The sequence below is a fragment of the Citrobacter sp. EC_71 genome, assembly GCF_019584005.1.
GTDB classification, from domain to species: domain Bacteria; phylum Pseudomonadota; class Gammaproteobacteria; order Enterobacterales; family Enterobacteriaceae; genus Citrobacter; species Citrobacter werkmanii.
In genome coordinates this window covers 292925-305345 of sequence record NZ_VDAY01000002.1, presented here as the reverse complement: position 1 = coordinate 305345, position 12421 = coordinate 292925, and the positions used below count along the sequence as shown (strand labels likewise).

At 52.4% G+C, this 12421-nt stretch carries 16 protein-coding genes; 11 read left to right on the top strand and 5 right to left on the bottom strand.

What is annotated here, in order from left to right; translation table 11 throughout:
• The first annotated feature begins 3 nt into the window (after window positions 1–3).
• From gabT to csiR, 3 genes are all read left to right on the top strand, one after another.
• Complete coding sequence (gabT, locus tag FHD02_RS03265; protein WP_220393561.1) at window positions 4–1287, top strand: 4-aminobutyrate--2-oxoglutarate transaminase; 1284 nt, start codon at window positions 4–6, stop codon at window positions 1285–1287.
• A 141-nt stretch (window positions 1288–1428) separates the two neighbouring features.
• Entirely contained in the window at window positions 1429–2829 is a 1401-nt protein-coding gene (gene gabP / locus FHD02_RS03260) for a GABA permease (protein ID WP_137361187.1), read from the top strand.
• A gap of 45 nt (window positions 2830–2874) precedes the next feature.
• Complete coding sequence (csiR, locus tag FHD02_RS03255; RefSeq protein WP_061382314.1) at window positions 2875–3561, top strand: DNA-binding transcriptional regulator CsiR; 687 nt, start codon at window positions 2875–2877, stop codon at window positions 3559–3561.
• 12 nt (window positions 3562–3573) lie between these two features.
• Here the strand turns inward: csiR and lysM are convergent, their stop codons facing one another.
• On the bottom strand, window positions 3574–4023 hold the full coding sequence (gene lysM, locus FHD02_RS03250; protein WP_038632949.1) for a peptidoglycan-binding protein LysM: 450 nt from the start codon (window positions 4021–4023) through the stop codon (window positions 3574–3576).
• 98 nt (window positions 4024–4121) lie between these two features.
• Window positions 4122–4280, bottom strand: coding sequence for a YqaE/Pmp3 family membrane protein (locus FHD02_RS03245; RefSeq protein WP_038632951.1), 159 nt, complete (start codon window positions 4278–4280; stop codon window positions 4122–4124).
• 185 nt (window positions 4281–4465) lie between these two features.
• Here FHD02_RS03245 and FHD02_RS03240 point away from each other — a divergent pair, with 185 nt between their 5' ends.
• From FHD02_RS03240 to FHD02_RS03230, 3 genes are all read left to right on the top strand, one after another.
• Window positions 4466–4765: a helix-turn-helix transcriptional regulator gene (locus FHD02_RS03240; RefSeq protein ID WP_006687216.1), complete on the top strand. Its 300-nt coding sequence runs from the start codon at window positions 4466–4468 to the stop codon at window positions 4763–4765.
• A gap of 9 nt (window positions 4766–4774) precedes the next feature.
• Window positions 4775–5302 carry a rhodanese family protein gene (locus tag FHD02_RS03235; RefSeq protein WP_079226105.1) on the top strand — a complete coding sequence of 176 codons (528 nt, stop codon included), beginning with the start codon at window positions 4775–4777 and terminating at the stop codon, window positions 5300–5302.
• An 80-nt stretch (window positions 5303–5382) separates the two neighbouring features.
• The gene (locus FHD02_RS03230; RefSeq protein WP_038632960.1) at window positions 5383–5562 is read left to right on the top strand and encodes a hypothetical protein; all 180 of its coding nucleotides are present in this window, start codon (window positions 5383–5385) and stop codon (window positions 5560–5562) included.
• A gap of 36 nt (window positions 5563–5598) precedes the next feature.
• On the opposite strand, the gene stpA is transcribed toward FHD02_RS03230, so the two are convergent.
• Window positions 5599–6000 (bottom strand): DNA-binding protein StpA, encoded by a 402-nt coding sequence (stpA, locus tag FHD02_RS03225; protein WP_079226104.1) that lies wholly within the window; start codon window positions 5998–6000, stop codon window positions 5599–5601.
• A gap of 549 nt (window positions 6001–6549) precedes the next feature.
• Here stpA and alaE point away from each other — a divergent pair.
• The gene (alaE, locus tag FHD02_RS03220) at window positions 6550–6999 is read left to right on the top strand and encodes an L-alanine exporter AlaE (RefSeq protein WP_003037259.1); all 450 of its coding nucleotides are present in this window, start codon (window positions 6550–6552) and stop codon (window positions 6997–6999) included.
• 35 nt (window positions 7000–7034) lie between these two features.
• Here the strand turns inward: alaE and FHD02_RS03215 are convergent, their stop codons facing one another.
• Window positions 7035–7385, bottom strand: a complete 351-nt coding sequence (locus FHD02_RS03215) for a DUF2002 family protein (RefSeq protein ID WP_042313139.1) — start codon at window positions 7383–7385, stop codon at window positions 7035–7037.
• Window positions 7386–7508: 123 nt separating this feature from the next.
• Window positions 7509–8843: a PLP-dependent aminotransferase family protein gene (locus FHD02_RS03210; protein WP_137361189.1), complete on the bottom strand. Its 1335-nt coding sequence runs from the start codon at window positions 8841–8843 to the stop codon at window positions 7509–7511.
• A gap of 90 nt (window positions 8844–8933) precedes the next feature.
• Here FHD02_RS03210 and FHD02_RS03205 point away from each other — a divergent pair, with 90 nt between their 5' ends.
• From FHD02_RS03205 to nrdE, 4 genes are all read left to right on the top strand, one after another.
• Complete coding sequence (locus FHD02_RS03205) at window positions 8934–9365, top strand: carboxymuconolactone decarboxylase family protein (protein WP_038632976.1); 432 nt, start codon at window positions 8934–8936, stop codon at window positions 9363–9365.
• A 280-nt stretch (window positions 9366–9645) separates the two neighbouring features.
• On the top strand, window positions 9646–9891 hold the full coding sequence (gene nrdH, locus FHD02_RS03200) for a glutaredoxin-like protein NrdH (protein ID WP_042313131.1): 246 nt from the start codon (window positions 9646–9648) through the stop codon (window positions 9889–9891).
• Window positions 9888–10298: a class Ib ribonucleoside-diphosphate reductase assembly flavoprotein NrdI gene (nrdI, locus tag FHD02_RS03195; RefSeq protein WP_042313128.1), complete on the top strand. Its 411-nt coding sequence runs from the start codon at window positions 9888–9890 to the stop codon at window positions 10296–10298. Before nrdH ends, nrdI begins: the two co-directional genes overlap by 4 nt.
• A complete protein-coding gene (nrdE, locus tag FHD02_RS03190) occupies window positions 10271–12415 on the top strand; it encodes a class 1b ribonucleoside-diphosphate reductase subunit alpha (protein ID WP_220393560.1) in 2145 nt (714 codons plus the stop codon). The genes nrdI and nrdE overlap by 28 nt, the downstream gene beginning before the upstream one ends.
• Window positions 12416–12421: the final 6 nt, after the last annotated feature.

Below are 12421 nucleotides of genomic sequence, written 5' to 3'. Positions count from 1 at the left end.
CTGATGAGCACCAACAAAGAACTTATGCAACGTCGCAGCAACGCCGTTCCCCGTGGCGTAGGACAGATCCACCCTATTTTTGCCGAGCGGGCAGAAAATTGCCGGGTCTGGGACGTTGAAGGCCGCGAATTCCTCGATTTTGCTGGCGGTATTGCGGTGCTGAATACCGGTCACCTGCACCCGCAGATTGTTTCTGCGGTAGAAGCGCAGTTGAAAAAACTGTCGCATACCTGCTTCCAGGTGCTGGCCTATGAGCCATACCTGGAGCTGTGCGAAATCATGAACAAGAAAGTGCCGGGCGATTTCGCCAAGAAAACTCTGCTGGTGACCACCGGTTCTGAAGCCGTGGAAAACGCGGTGAAAATTGCCCGCGCCGCCACCAAACGTACAGGTACGATCGCCTTCAGCGGCGCTTATCATGGTCGTACCCACTACACCCTGTCTCTGACCGGAAAAGTAAATCCGTACTCTGCCGGAATGGGACTGATGCCGGGTCACGTCTATCGCGCGCTGTATCCTTGCCCGCTGCATGGCATCAGCGAAGACGATGCTATCGCCAGCATTCACCGTATTTTCAAAAATGATGCCGCGCCGGAAGACGTTGCCGCCATCGTAATTGAACCCGTCCAGGGCGAAGGCGGTTTTTACGCGGCCACCCCGGCATTTATGCAGCGTCTGCGCGCCATTTGTGACGAACACGGGATCATGCTGATTGCCGATGAAGTGCAGAGCGGCGCAGGCCGCACCGGTACGCTGTTCGCCATGGAGCAGATGGGCGTAGCACCCGATCTTACCACCTTCGCCAAATCTATCGCTGGCGGCTTCCCGCTGGCAGGAGTAACCGGTCGCGCCGAAGTCATGGACGCTATCCCGCCGGGTGGCCTGGGCGGTACCTATGCCGGTAACCCGATTGCCTGTGCCGCCGCGCTGGCGGTGCTGAACATTTTCGAACAGGAAAATCTGCTGCAAAAGGCCAACGAACTGGGGCAAACCTTGCGCGAAGGCCTGCTTGCTATCGCCGAAACGCATCGCGAAATTGGCGACGTGCGTGGGCTGGGGGCGATGATCGCCATCGAACTGTTCGAAGACGGCGACCATACGAAGCCAGACGCCAAACTGACCGCGGAAGTGGTGGCCCGCGCGCGTGATAAAGGTCTGATCCTGCTCTCCTGCGGATCTTACTACAACGTACTGCGCATCCTTGTCCCGTTGACCATTGAAGATGCGCAAATCCGCCAGGGGCTGGACATTATCGCCCAGTGTTTTGCTGAGGCGAAGCAGGGCTAACCCTATAAAAAACGCAATCCATAGGCCGGATAAGGCGGAGCCGCCATCCGGCACATAGGGTCAATAACAATAATACGCGTGCCCCGGCGCGGGAATGCCGGGGTGCTCTCCCAAGTGAAATACTTTCGAGAGGTTTAAAAGATGGGGCAAGTGTCACAATCACATGATTTAGGGGGCGGGCTGAAATCACGCCACGTCACCATGCTGTCTATTGCCGGGGTTATCGGCGCGAGTTTATTCGTAGGTTCAAGCGTGGCGATTGCAGAAGCCGGTCCCGCCGTATTATTAGCTTATCTGTTTGCCGGACTTTTGGTGGTGATGATTATGCGCATGCTGGCCGAAATGGCCGTCGCCACCCCGGATACCGGCTCCTTTTCCACCTACGCCGATAAAGCCATCGGCCCATGGGCAGGTTATACCATCGGCTGGTTGTACTGGTGGTTCTGGGTGTTGGTTATCCCATTGGAGGCCAATATTGCCGCCATCATTCTGCATTCCTGGATCCCTGGCATACCTGTCTGGTTATTTTCTCTGGTTATCACGCTGGCATTAACTGGCAGTAATTTGCTGAGCGTCAAAAATTACGGTGAATTCGAATTCTGGCTGGCGCTGTGCAAAGTGATTGCCATTCTGGCGTTTATTGTCCTCGGCGCGGTGGCGATTAGCGGTTTCTATCCTTATGCCGAGGTTAGCGGCGTTTCACGCCTGTGGGATCAGGGCGGCTTTATGCCGAACGGTTTTGGCGCCGTACTCAGCGCGATGCTGATCACCATGTTCTCCTTCATGGGCGCTGAGATTGTCACCATCGCCGCCACCGAGTCCGACACCCCGGATAAACACATCGTCCGCGCCACCAACTCGGTTATCTGGCGTATATCCATCTTCTATCTGTGCTCCATTTTCGTGGTGGTGGCGCTGATCCCATGGAACATGCCGGGGCTAAAAGAAGTGGGTTCTTACCGCTCGGTGCTGGAGTTACTGCATATTCCGCACGCGAAACTGATCATGGACTGCGTCATTTTGCTGTCGGTGACCAGCTGTCTGAACTCCGCGCTGTATACCTCATCCCGTATGCTCTATTCCCTGAGCCGTCGTGGCGATGCCCCCGCCTTTATGGGGAAAACTAACCGCAGTAAAACGCCTTACGTGGCGGTGTTACTGTCTACGGGGGCGGCGTTCCTCACCGTGGTAGTCAACTATTACGCCCCGGCCAAAGTGTTTAAATTCCTGATCGACAGCTCTGGTGCTATCGCTCTGTTGGTTTATCTGGTAATCGCTATTTCCCAACTGCGGATGCGCAAAATTCTGCTGGCGCGAGGTGGTGAAATTAAACTGAAAATGTGGCTTTATCCGTGGCTTACCTGGCTGGTCATCGCCTTTATTATCTTTGTGCTGGTGGTCATGCTCTTTCGCCCGGCGCAACAACTGGAAGTCATCTCTACCGGGTTATTAGCCATAGGAATTATTTGCACGGTGCCCATTATGGCACGCTGGAAAAAACTGCTATCGTGGCAAAAAGCACCCTTGCAAAATACGCATTAAATCTGTTCCCGGCGCACGCCGGGACATTTATTCAGGAGTAAGACCATGACCGCCATTCCCCAACCGACGGCCATTGATGGATACCGCTGGCTAAAGAACGACATCATCCGCGGTATTTATCAGCCTGATGAGAAACTGCGTATGAGCCTTCTGACCTCGCGCTACGAGCTTGGCGTGGGACCGCTGCGCGAAGCGCTTTCACAGCTGGTGGCGGAGCGACTGGTCACGGTGGTCAATCAGAAAGGGTATCGTGTCGCCCCGATGTCCGAGCAGGAATTGCTCGATATTTTCGATGCCCGCGCCAATATGGAGGCCATGCTGGTCGCGCTGGCCATCGAACGCGGCGACGATGCCTGGGAAGCGGAGATTTTAGCCAGGGCGCATATGCTCAGTAAGCTTGAAGCCGTGGACGCCAGCGAACAGATGCTTGATGAATGGGATCAGCGCCATCAGGCGTTTCACTCGGCGATTGTCGCCGGCTGCGGTTCCCAATATCTGCTGCAAATGCGCGAACGATTGTTTGATTTAGCGGCACGTTACCGGTTTATCTGGCTACGTAAAACGGTGTTGTCAGTTGAGATGCTGGAAGATAAACACGATCAGCATCAAACACTGACCGAAGCGATTCTGGCACGCGATGCCGTGCGCGCTAGCGAATTAATGCGCCAGCACCTGCTGACGCCGATTCCAATTATTCAACAGGCGATGGCCGGCAAGCTGCTGACGGAATAAGCCTGCACTTCATCATTCTTCCGGAATACGTAACACCTGCCCGGGATAAATTTTATCCGGGCTTTTCAGCATCGGTTTATTCGCTTCGAAGATTTTATTGTACAGATTAGCGTTACCGTAAACCTGTTTGGCAATAGCGCTCAGGGTATCGCCCGCTTTCACGGTATAAAACTGACTTTCGCTCGCGGGTGCAGAGGTTTTGACCTGATCGTCTACGCTGGCGATACCGGAGATATTACCAATCGCAATCAGGATTTTCTCTTTCGCTTCCTGGCTTAATCCATCACCAGAAACGGTGGCCTTGCCTTCGTTAATTTGGACGTTCACCTTATCTGCATCGGGGATGCCGGTTTTATTCAGGTGTTCCTGCACCTTCTTCGCCAGATCGGCCGTGTCATGATTTCCGGTGACCGCATCCCAAAGTTTTTCACCTGCATCTTTCACAAAATTGAAGAGTCCCATATCCACCTCGGTTATTAACAAGCAACACCAGGAAGTGTAGCAGAGGAGAGAGGACGGCAAAGAAAACGGCGCAAATGCGCCGTTTATGAAAAGAAATCTTAATTACGCGTTTGTACCCAAAAGGCGTGGATCAAACCTGGAATGTAGCCCAGCAGCGTCAGAACGATATTAAGGATAAACGCCCAGCCGAATCCTTTTCCCAGCAGTACGCCAAGCGGGGGCAGAATAATAGTGAAAACGATTCTCCAGAAACCCATACAAACTCCCTACAAGCAAAAAAGTTAATCATTGTTTAAAAAGAGATTTTATCTCTAAGAGTAGTCATTCTACTCAAATCTGCCAGCCTTCCCCTGCTGTTTTACCCTCTTTTACGCTCTTTACGCTGGCGTACGTTGGTTTTTTATTTTAGAATTTACTTAATTTAGAATATACTTAAATACATATGACAGAACTTGAACAACTCCAGGCCAGCGCTGAACAGGCGGCCGCTCTGCTCAAAGCGATGAGTAACCCGAAGCGGTTGCTGATTTTGTGCATGCTCTGCGGTTCGCCCGGTACCAGCGCAGGCGAATTAGCACGCGCTACCGGCCTGAGTCCTTCCGCTACTTCACAGCATCTGGCGCGTATGCGCGAAGAAGGTCTGATAGACAGCCAGCGCGATGCCCAGCGCATCCTTTATTCCATTAAAAATGCGGCCGTGAATTCGCTGATCGCCACATTAAAAACACTGTATTGCCCATAAGGAGCCATCATGACCATTGGGACGATTTCCCCGCGCGAGGCGCAGACGCTGGTCGCGCAAGGCGCGAAACTGATTGATATCCGCGATGCCGACGAGTACCTGCACGAGCATATTCCTGAGGCGCATCTGGCACCGTTACCCACACTTGAGCAGGGATCGTTGCCTACGAATTTACGCGCCGAGCAGGTGATTTTTCACTGCCAGTCAGGCAAACGCACACAAAATGCAGCGAACAGGCTCAGCGCGATTGCCGCGCCAGCACAAGTCTGGTTGCTTGAAGGTGGAATTGATGGCTGGAAAGCCGCAGGTTTACCGGTGGCAAAAGACAGTTCGCAACCGTTGCCGCTGATGCGTCAGGTGCAGATAGCCGCAGGTAGTCTTGCCTTACTCGGCGTCATTCTGGGTTACGCCGTCAGCAGCGCCTTCTTCCTGCTGAGCGGTTTTGTGGGTGCCGGGCTGATACTCGCTGGCGTGACCGGCTTTTGCGGCATGGCGCGGTTGCTGGACAAAATGCCCTGGAATCGTCGTACTCATTAAGCGGTAATACCTGAATCAGCGCTGTACCCGTCGATTGACGTGATCTATGGTGAGTTGTGCGATAAATAAAGGAGCGCAATATGTTTAAACCTGGCGATCTGGTTCAACCACGCATGGGCGGACCTAAACTGAAAGTTGTCGAAGTCAACGAAGATCAAATTGTGGCGGTACAAGCCAGTAATGAAAGCGGTGAGAAATTCACACTGAAAGCAGCTGACGTGACGCGATATACCGAAGACGGTGATTTCGGCGTCTGCTGAAAACAGGCGGTGAGGATACCCTCACCGCATTTATAATTAGATTAAAAAATCATCAAGAGATTTACCGGCAGCCAGCGCCTGGGCAATTGGCTTTGGTGTACGGCCTTGCCCGGTCCATGTTTTTGCTTCACCGTTGAAATCGATAAAACGATATTTCGCCGGGCGTGGTTGACGTTTTTTGGCTGCCCGCGACGTCGCTGGCGTCATACTCAGCAACTCTTCCGGATTGATCCCATCTGCCTGCATCAGGGCCAGCAAATTATTAATTTTTTCCTGCTGTTCTGCACGTTGGCGCTGAATCTGTTCTTCTTCATCGCGGCGTTCTTTGGTTACTACTCTGAATTTTTCGAGCATATCTTCGAGCACATCAACGGAAAATTCACGCGCCATTACACGCAGCGAGCGGATATTATTTAAGTTTTTTAACATTGAACTCATATTAACAAAACCTCTTTAACGTAAAAATGGTATTACGCCAAATATTGTATGCAACTGATTATTATTTTTCCAGTCTAATTTTTTCACAGATTATTAAACAAATAGCCATTCCCGTTATTTAAATGGCTATCCTGAAACCTGACATCAAATATTTTATATTCCCTGGCTAGTCACTGTAAATATACTCGCATAACGTCTCAGCACATCGTCTGATAAACACATCACTTTATTGTCCGGGGCCGGCACGCGCACATTCTGAACATCAGTCAACTTTCAGAAAAGGAGCGCAAAAAATTCAGAAAAACAAGTCTCCATAACTTATTGATATAAAATGCTTTTAATTAGCTAAACAACGAAAACACCAAAACGAACAAAAATCAAACCAATACAGAGCATTTTATCGACAAAAAGACAATAAATAAAAATTTTAAGCTAGTTGCCAGTTATTATCCAGGCAGATATCCTATTGAAACGCGAAAGCAGCAAGACAAATCACTAGCATCAAAGGTATTCAAAACCTTTTTTCCCCTTTTTACAAGGAGCATTAACATGTTCTCTCCGCAGTCACGCTTGCGTCATGCTGTAGCAGACACGTTCGCGATGGTTGTTTATTGCTCTGTCGTGAACATGTTGATCGAGATATTCCTTTCTGGAATGAGCTTTGAACAGTCACTGTACTCCAGACTGGTGGCCATCCCTGTCAATATTCTGATCGCCTGGCCATACGGCATGTACCGTGATTTGTTTATGCGCGCGGCACGTAAAGCCACGCAGGCTGGATGGGCAAAAAACCTGGCAGACGTGCTGGCTTATGTCACCTTCCAGTCGCCGGTTTACGTGATTATTCTGTTGACGGTTGGCGCGGACTGGCACCAGATTACGGCTGCGGTAAGTTCGAACATCGTGGTATCGATGCTGATGGGCGCAGTATACGGCTACTTCCTTGATTATTGCCGCCGCCTGTTTAAGGTCAGCAGCTATCACCAGGCTAAAGCCTGACACGCCTCTCGCGACTGGCCCTGCCAGTCGCGTTATTAGTTAGCGTTAACGTCGCCAAATAACCCACTCAGATAACGCTCAAGTGCAATACGCGAACTAAAGCCGTGAGGAATACCATAATGCTCATGGTTCTCTCCAGCTAAATACAACGGGAATTGCTGGTAGTGATCGCAGGTTTTAATGTCTGTCGCAGGTTCCGCCAGTGAAGAGCTGCGCTCTTTAAGCGTGGGATGGATGACTAAAGCGGTACGTCCCATACGTGCTTCCCGGTTAACGTACACATAATTTTCACCACGTCGATAGCCGTACGTTTTCGGCGTCACTACATCAACGGTAAAGCCCACTTTTTCAAGTACGCGCGCCACCTCATCAGGTCGTAAATACATATTATTTTCCTCGTTATCTTTTACTGCGGGCTTACCTTACCTGATTCAGCATTAGCAACGCTTTCAGAAAAGTCCATAAACGAGTGAAGACGGTGGGACGAATATCTTAAGAACCGTGCAGATTTATGTCAGCGCCTGCCGCAATTGATATGCCGCCTGCTGCGCCATTTCCGCTGAGCTAATATTGGTAAATGACAATAATATTCCCCCTTGTCCGTTCGGCGTTATACGCCACTGGCTCAAGGCCTGTACGGCCAGACCTGCCCGATTCGCTTTACGCACTAACGCAACATCGTCTGCGTCTACACTCATCACCAGTTGGATCCCACCCTCTTGCGGGAGTACGCTAAAACCGTGTTCGGTCAGGGCATTTTCCATCCACTGACGTCGCTGGGCATAATGTTGACGCATGCGTTTTAAGTGCCGCCAGAAGTGCCCCTCGCGCATAAAGTCCGCCAGCGTTTGTTGCCATAAAACCGGAACGCTACAGGCCGCTAGCGCCACCTGCTGGCGAAAATGTTCGACCTGAGTCATAGACACCACCAGCCATGCCGTGCGCAGGGCAGGAAACATTGATTTGCTGAACGTTCCGGCATAAATCACCCGCTGCGGCGCATCCAGGCTTTTCAACGGCGGCAACGGTTTACCGTGGTAGCGAAATTCACTGTCATAGTCATCTTCAATAATCCATGCCTGGGTGCGGGCCGCCCACTCCAGCAACTGATGGCGACGCTCCAATGAAAGGGCCACACCCAGCGGGCTTTGATGCGCGGGTGTAAGCAAAACAAAGCGCGCCTGCGGGTAATCGCGGATCCCAGCGCAGACATCCAGACCATTGGCATCAACAGGAACCGGCATCAGCGCAATTCGCTCCTGAGCCACCACCGGTCTGATCAACGGAAAGCCGGGATCTTCGACCCACATCCCTTCACCGGGTTGAGACAGCGCGCGCAGGATTAGCGTCATCGATGCCGCATAGCCAGAAGTGATAAAAACCTGCTCCGGCTGGCACTCAATGCTGCGCGAAACGCGCAGGTAATCAACAATCGCCTGACGCAGCCCCCTTTCGCCGCAAACATCCCCCACAGCCAGATCAAAACGCGTTTGGGTGCGCAAACGTCGGCCCATCACCCGCGCCCAGACTTCACGCGGGAAGAGATCGAGTGCGGGTAACCCCATCTGAAAAGGTTGTGGTCTGGGATTTTCTCCTGCGAAGATAGTGGGAGCCGTAGGCGCGGTCTCTGGTCGCAATTGCTCGCTGACAAAAGTTCCCGCCTGCCCACGTCGAGCCAGCCAGCCCTGCGCCACCAGCTCGGAATAGGCATGTTCCACCGTCGAACGCGAAACCCCCAGTTCCTGGGACCACGTCCGGCTGGAGGGCAATCTTGTGCCTGGTTTGAGTTCACCGGTCTCAATGGCATTTTTTAACTGGCGGGCGATTTGTTGATAGCGCGGCATTTATGGTCTGCTTTTTTTGCAACAATATGGCTCTCTGTAGCAGTCCATTATAGTGCTACATTGCGGGTTATCCAAACGAGGAGAGATACCATGACAATGTTACGCCAGCCCTATTATGAACTCAGTCCTGAAATTTATAACGCTCTGGTTCAGGCCAGCAAAGCGCTGGAAAATTGCGCGCTGGAACCTACGCTGACGGAACTGGTGTACCTGCGGGTCTCGCAAATCAACGGCTGCGCATTTTGCCTGGAAATGCACAGTAAGGCGCTGCGCAAAGCAGGCGTTGCGCAGGCCAAACTTGACGCGCTGGCAGGTTGGCGAGTGAGCCACCATTTCAGTGAGCAGGAACGTGCGGCGCTGGCGTGGGCCGAATCAGTCACTCATATCGCCAGCACCCACGCGGAAGATGATGTTTATCTGCCGTTGCTTGACCATTTTAGTGCCAAAGAAATCAGCGATCTGACGTTTGCCATCAGCCTAATGAATTGCTTCAACCGCCTGGCGGTTGGGATGCGCATGTAATTCTGCCCTGCCGGATGGCAGTATAAATGCCTTATCCGACCTACGATGTGTTCCCCTGTAGGCCGGATAAGACGCGACGCGTCGTCCTCCGACACCCCGTCATGCTACATATCCCTTCCCCCGTCACGCTCATCACTTTCCCCTTCATCAATCTAAAATTCCCATATCTTGTATGGTTGAATCTTTTTAAAACTACATCTAGTATCATTTCTATCAAGACACCTACAATCCGACGCTATCAATCGCGTCGATCCTTCACCCATAAATGGAAATACGAATCATGCGTATTGTTATTTACACTCGTAATAACTGTGTTCAGTGCCACGCCACTAAGCGGGCAATGGAAAGCCGTGGGTTTGACTTTGAGATGGTAAATATTGATTTGCAGCCCGATATGGCTGACAGCCTGCGCGATCAAGGCTTTCGTCAGTTACCGGTCGTCGTCGCCGGGGAAACCAGTTGGTCCGGGTTTCGCCCGGACATGATCAACCGTCTGCGTCCACAACCCCATATGGTCAGCGCATGAGCCAGCTCGTCTACTTCTCCAGCAGCTCCGAAAATACACACCGCTTTATCCAGCGTCTGGGGCTGCCTGCCATCCGCATTCCGCTTAACGAACGCGAGCGGATGCGGGTAGACGAACCTTACATTTTAATCGTGCCGTCCTACGGTGGCGGCGGAACGGCGGGTGCGGTTCCGAGACAGGTGATCCGCTTTTTAAACGATCCGCACAACCGCGCGTTAATCCGTGGGGTGATTGCCTCCGGCAATCGCAATTTCGGTGACGCCTATGGTCGCGCGGGTGAGGTCATCTCACAAAAATGCGGCGTGCCGTGGCTCTACCGCTTCGAGCTGATGGGCACCCAAAGCGATATCGACAACGTTCGACAAGGAGTGAGTGAATTTTGGCAACGACAACCGCAGAACGCATAACCCAGCCCACGCTGGATTATCACGCCCTGAACGCCATGCTGAATCTGTACGATCAGGCCGGGCGTATTCAGTTCGACAAAGACCACCAGGCGGTAGAGGTTTTTTTGGCCACGCATGTCCGCCCCAACTCGGTAGCGTTTGCCAGCCCGCAGAAGCGCCTGGAAACATTGATAGATGAAGGCTATTACGATGCCAGCGTGTTAGCTCGTTACGATCGCGCGTTTGTGATAAAGCTCTTTGCCCACGCTCACGCCAGCGGATTCCGGTTCCAGACGTTCCTCGGTGCGTGGAAGTTCTATACCAGCTATACGCTGAAAACATTTGATGGTAAGCGTTATCTCGAAGATTTTGAGGATCGGGTAACGATGGTGGCGCTCACGCTGGCGCAGGGAGATGAAACGCTCGCCATGCAGCTTACCGATGAAATGCTCTCCGGGCGCTTTCAGCCCGCCACGCCAACCTTCTTAAACTGCGGCAAACAGCAGCGCGGGGAGCTGGTTTCCTGCTTCCTGTTACGCATTGAAGACAACATGGAGTCCATTGGCCGGGCGGTTAACTCTGCGCTGCAACTTTCCAAGCGCGGTGGCGGCGTGGCGTTTTTGCTCTCTAACCTGCGCGAAGCAGGTGCGCCGATTAAACGCATTGAGAATCAGTCCTCCGGCGTAATCCCGGTAATGAAAATGCTGGAAGATGCGTTTTCTTATGCCAATCAACTCGGCGCGCGTCAGGGTGCGGGCGCAGTGTACCTGCACGCACACCATCCGGATATTTTACGTTTTCTGGATACCAAACGTGAAAACGCCGACGAGAAAATCCGTATCAAAACCCTGTCGCTTGGCGTGGTGATCCCGGATATCACCTTTAAACTGGCCAAAGAGAATGCCGACATGGCGCTGTTCTCACCCTATGACGTGGAACGCATTTACGGCAAAGCGTTCGGCGATATCGCCGTCAGTGAACGCTATGACGAACTGCTTGCCGATAAGCGCGTGCGCAAAAAATACATTAACGCCCGCGATTTCTTCCAGCGGCTGGCTGAGATCCAGTTTGAGTCCGGCTACCCTTACATCATGTTTGAAGATACGGTGAATCGCGCCAATCCGATTGCCGGTCGTATTAACATGAGCAACCTGTGCTCCGAAATTTTGCAGGTTAACAGCGCCTCTACCTACGATGAAAATCTCAACTACGCGCAGACCGGACACGATATCTCCTGCAACCTCGGCTCGCTGAATATCGCCCATACCATGGATTCCCCGGATTTTGGTCGTACCGTGGAAACGGCGGTTCGCGGCTTAACCGCAGTTTCGGACATGAGTCATATTCGCAGCGTGCCCTCGATTGCAGCCGGAAACAGCGCATCGCACGCGATTGGTCTGGGTCAGATGAACCTGCACGGATATCTGGCGCGGGAAGGCATCGCATACGGTTCGCCGGAAGGGCTGGATTTCACCAATATCTACTTTTACACCATCACCTGGCATGCGCTGAATACGTCAATGAAGCTCGCCCGCGAGCGTGGTAAAGCCTTTGCCGGATTCAGGCAGTCTCGCTACGCCAGCGGCGAGTATTTTAGCCAGTATCTGCAGGGTGACTGGCAGCCAAAAACCGACAAAGTTCGCGCGCTGTTTGCCGCCAGCGGCATTACGCTGCCGACGCGTGAGATGTGGTCGCAGTTGCGTGAAGATGTGTTGCGCTACGGCATTTATAACCAGAATTTACAGGCTGTCCCACCAACCGGCTCTATTTCCTACATCAACCATGCGACATCCAGTATTCACCCAATCGTGTCAAAAGTGGAAATTCGCAAAGAGGGCAAAACCGGGCGCGTTTACTACCCTGCTCCTTTTATGACCAATGACAATCTGGCCTTGTATCAGGATGCCTACGAGATTGGCCCACAAAAGATCATTGATACCTATGCAGAAGCGACGCGCCATGTCGATCAGGGACTGTCGCTGACGCTCTTTTTCCCCGATACCGCCACTACCCGCGATATCAACAAAGCGCAGATCTACGCCTGGCGTAAGGGCATCAAATCGCTGTACTACATCCGACTGCGTCAGTTGGCGCTGGAAGGGACCGAAATCGAAGGTTGCGTGTCATGCGCGCTGTAAGGAGGA

Coding starts and splice junctions, on each gene's coding strand:
- FHD02_RS03240 (WP_006687216.1), top strand. CDS start 4,466: ATGACAGAACTTGAACAACTCCAGGCCAGCGCTGAACAGGCGGCCGCT.
- gabT (WP_220393561.1), top strand. CDS start 4: ATGAGCACCAACAAAGAACTTATGCAACGTCGCAGCAACGCCGTTCCC.
- nrdH (WP_042313131.1), top strand. CDS start 9,646: ATGCGTATTGTTATTTACACTCGTAATAACTGTGTTCAGTGCCACGCC.
- FHD02_RS03205 (WP_038632976.1), top strand. CDS start 8,934: ATGACAATGTTACGCCAGCCCTATTATGAACTCAGTCCTGAAATTTAT.
- FHD02_RS03230 (WP_038632960.1), top strand. CDS start 5,383: ATGTTTAAACCTGGCGATCTGGTTCAACCACGCATGGGCGGACCTAAA.
- FHD02_RS03215 (WP_042313139.1), bottom strand. CDS start 7,385: ATGTATTTACGACCTGATGAGGTGGCGCGCGTACTTGAAAAAGTGGGC.
- FHD02_RS03210 (WP_137361189.1), bottom strand. CDS start 8,843: ATGCCGCGCTATCAACAAATCGCCCGCCAGTTAAAAAATGCCATTGAG.
- csiR (WP_061382314.1), top strand. CDS start 2,875: ATGACCGCCATTCCCCAACCGACGGCCATTGATGGATACCGCTGGCTA.
- stpA (WP_079226104.1), bottom strand. CDS start 6,000: ATGAGTTCAATGTTAAAAAACTTAAATAATATCCGCTCGCTGCGTGTA.
- FHD02_RS03235 (WP_079226105.1), top strand. CDS start 4,775: ATGACCATTGGGACGATTTCCCCGCGCGAGGCGCAGACGCTGGTCGCG.
- lysM (WP_038632949.1), bottom strand. CDS start 4,023: ATGGGACTCTTCAATTTTGTGAAAGATGCAGGTGAAAAACTTTGGGAT.
- nrdI (WP_042313128.1), top strand. CDS start 9,888: ATGAGCCAGCTCGTCTACTTCTCCAGCAGCTCCGAAAATACACACCGC.
- gabP (WP_137361187.1), top strand. CDS start 1,429: ATGGGGCAAGTGTCACAATCACATGATTTAGGGGGCGGGCTGAAATCA.
- FHD02_RS03245 (WP_038632951.1), bottom strand. CDS start 4,280: ATGGGTTTCTGGAGAATCGTTTTCACTATTATTCTGCCCCCGCTTGGC.
- alaE (WP_003037259.1), top strand. CDS start 6,550: ATGTTCTCTCCGCAGTCACGCTTGCGTCATGCTGTAGCAGACACGTTC.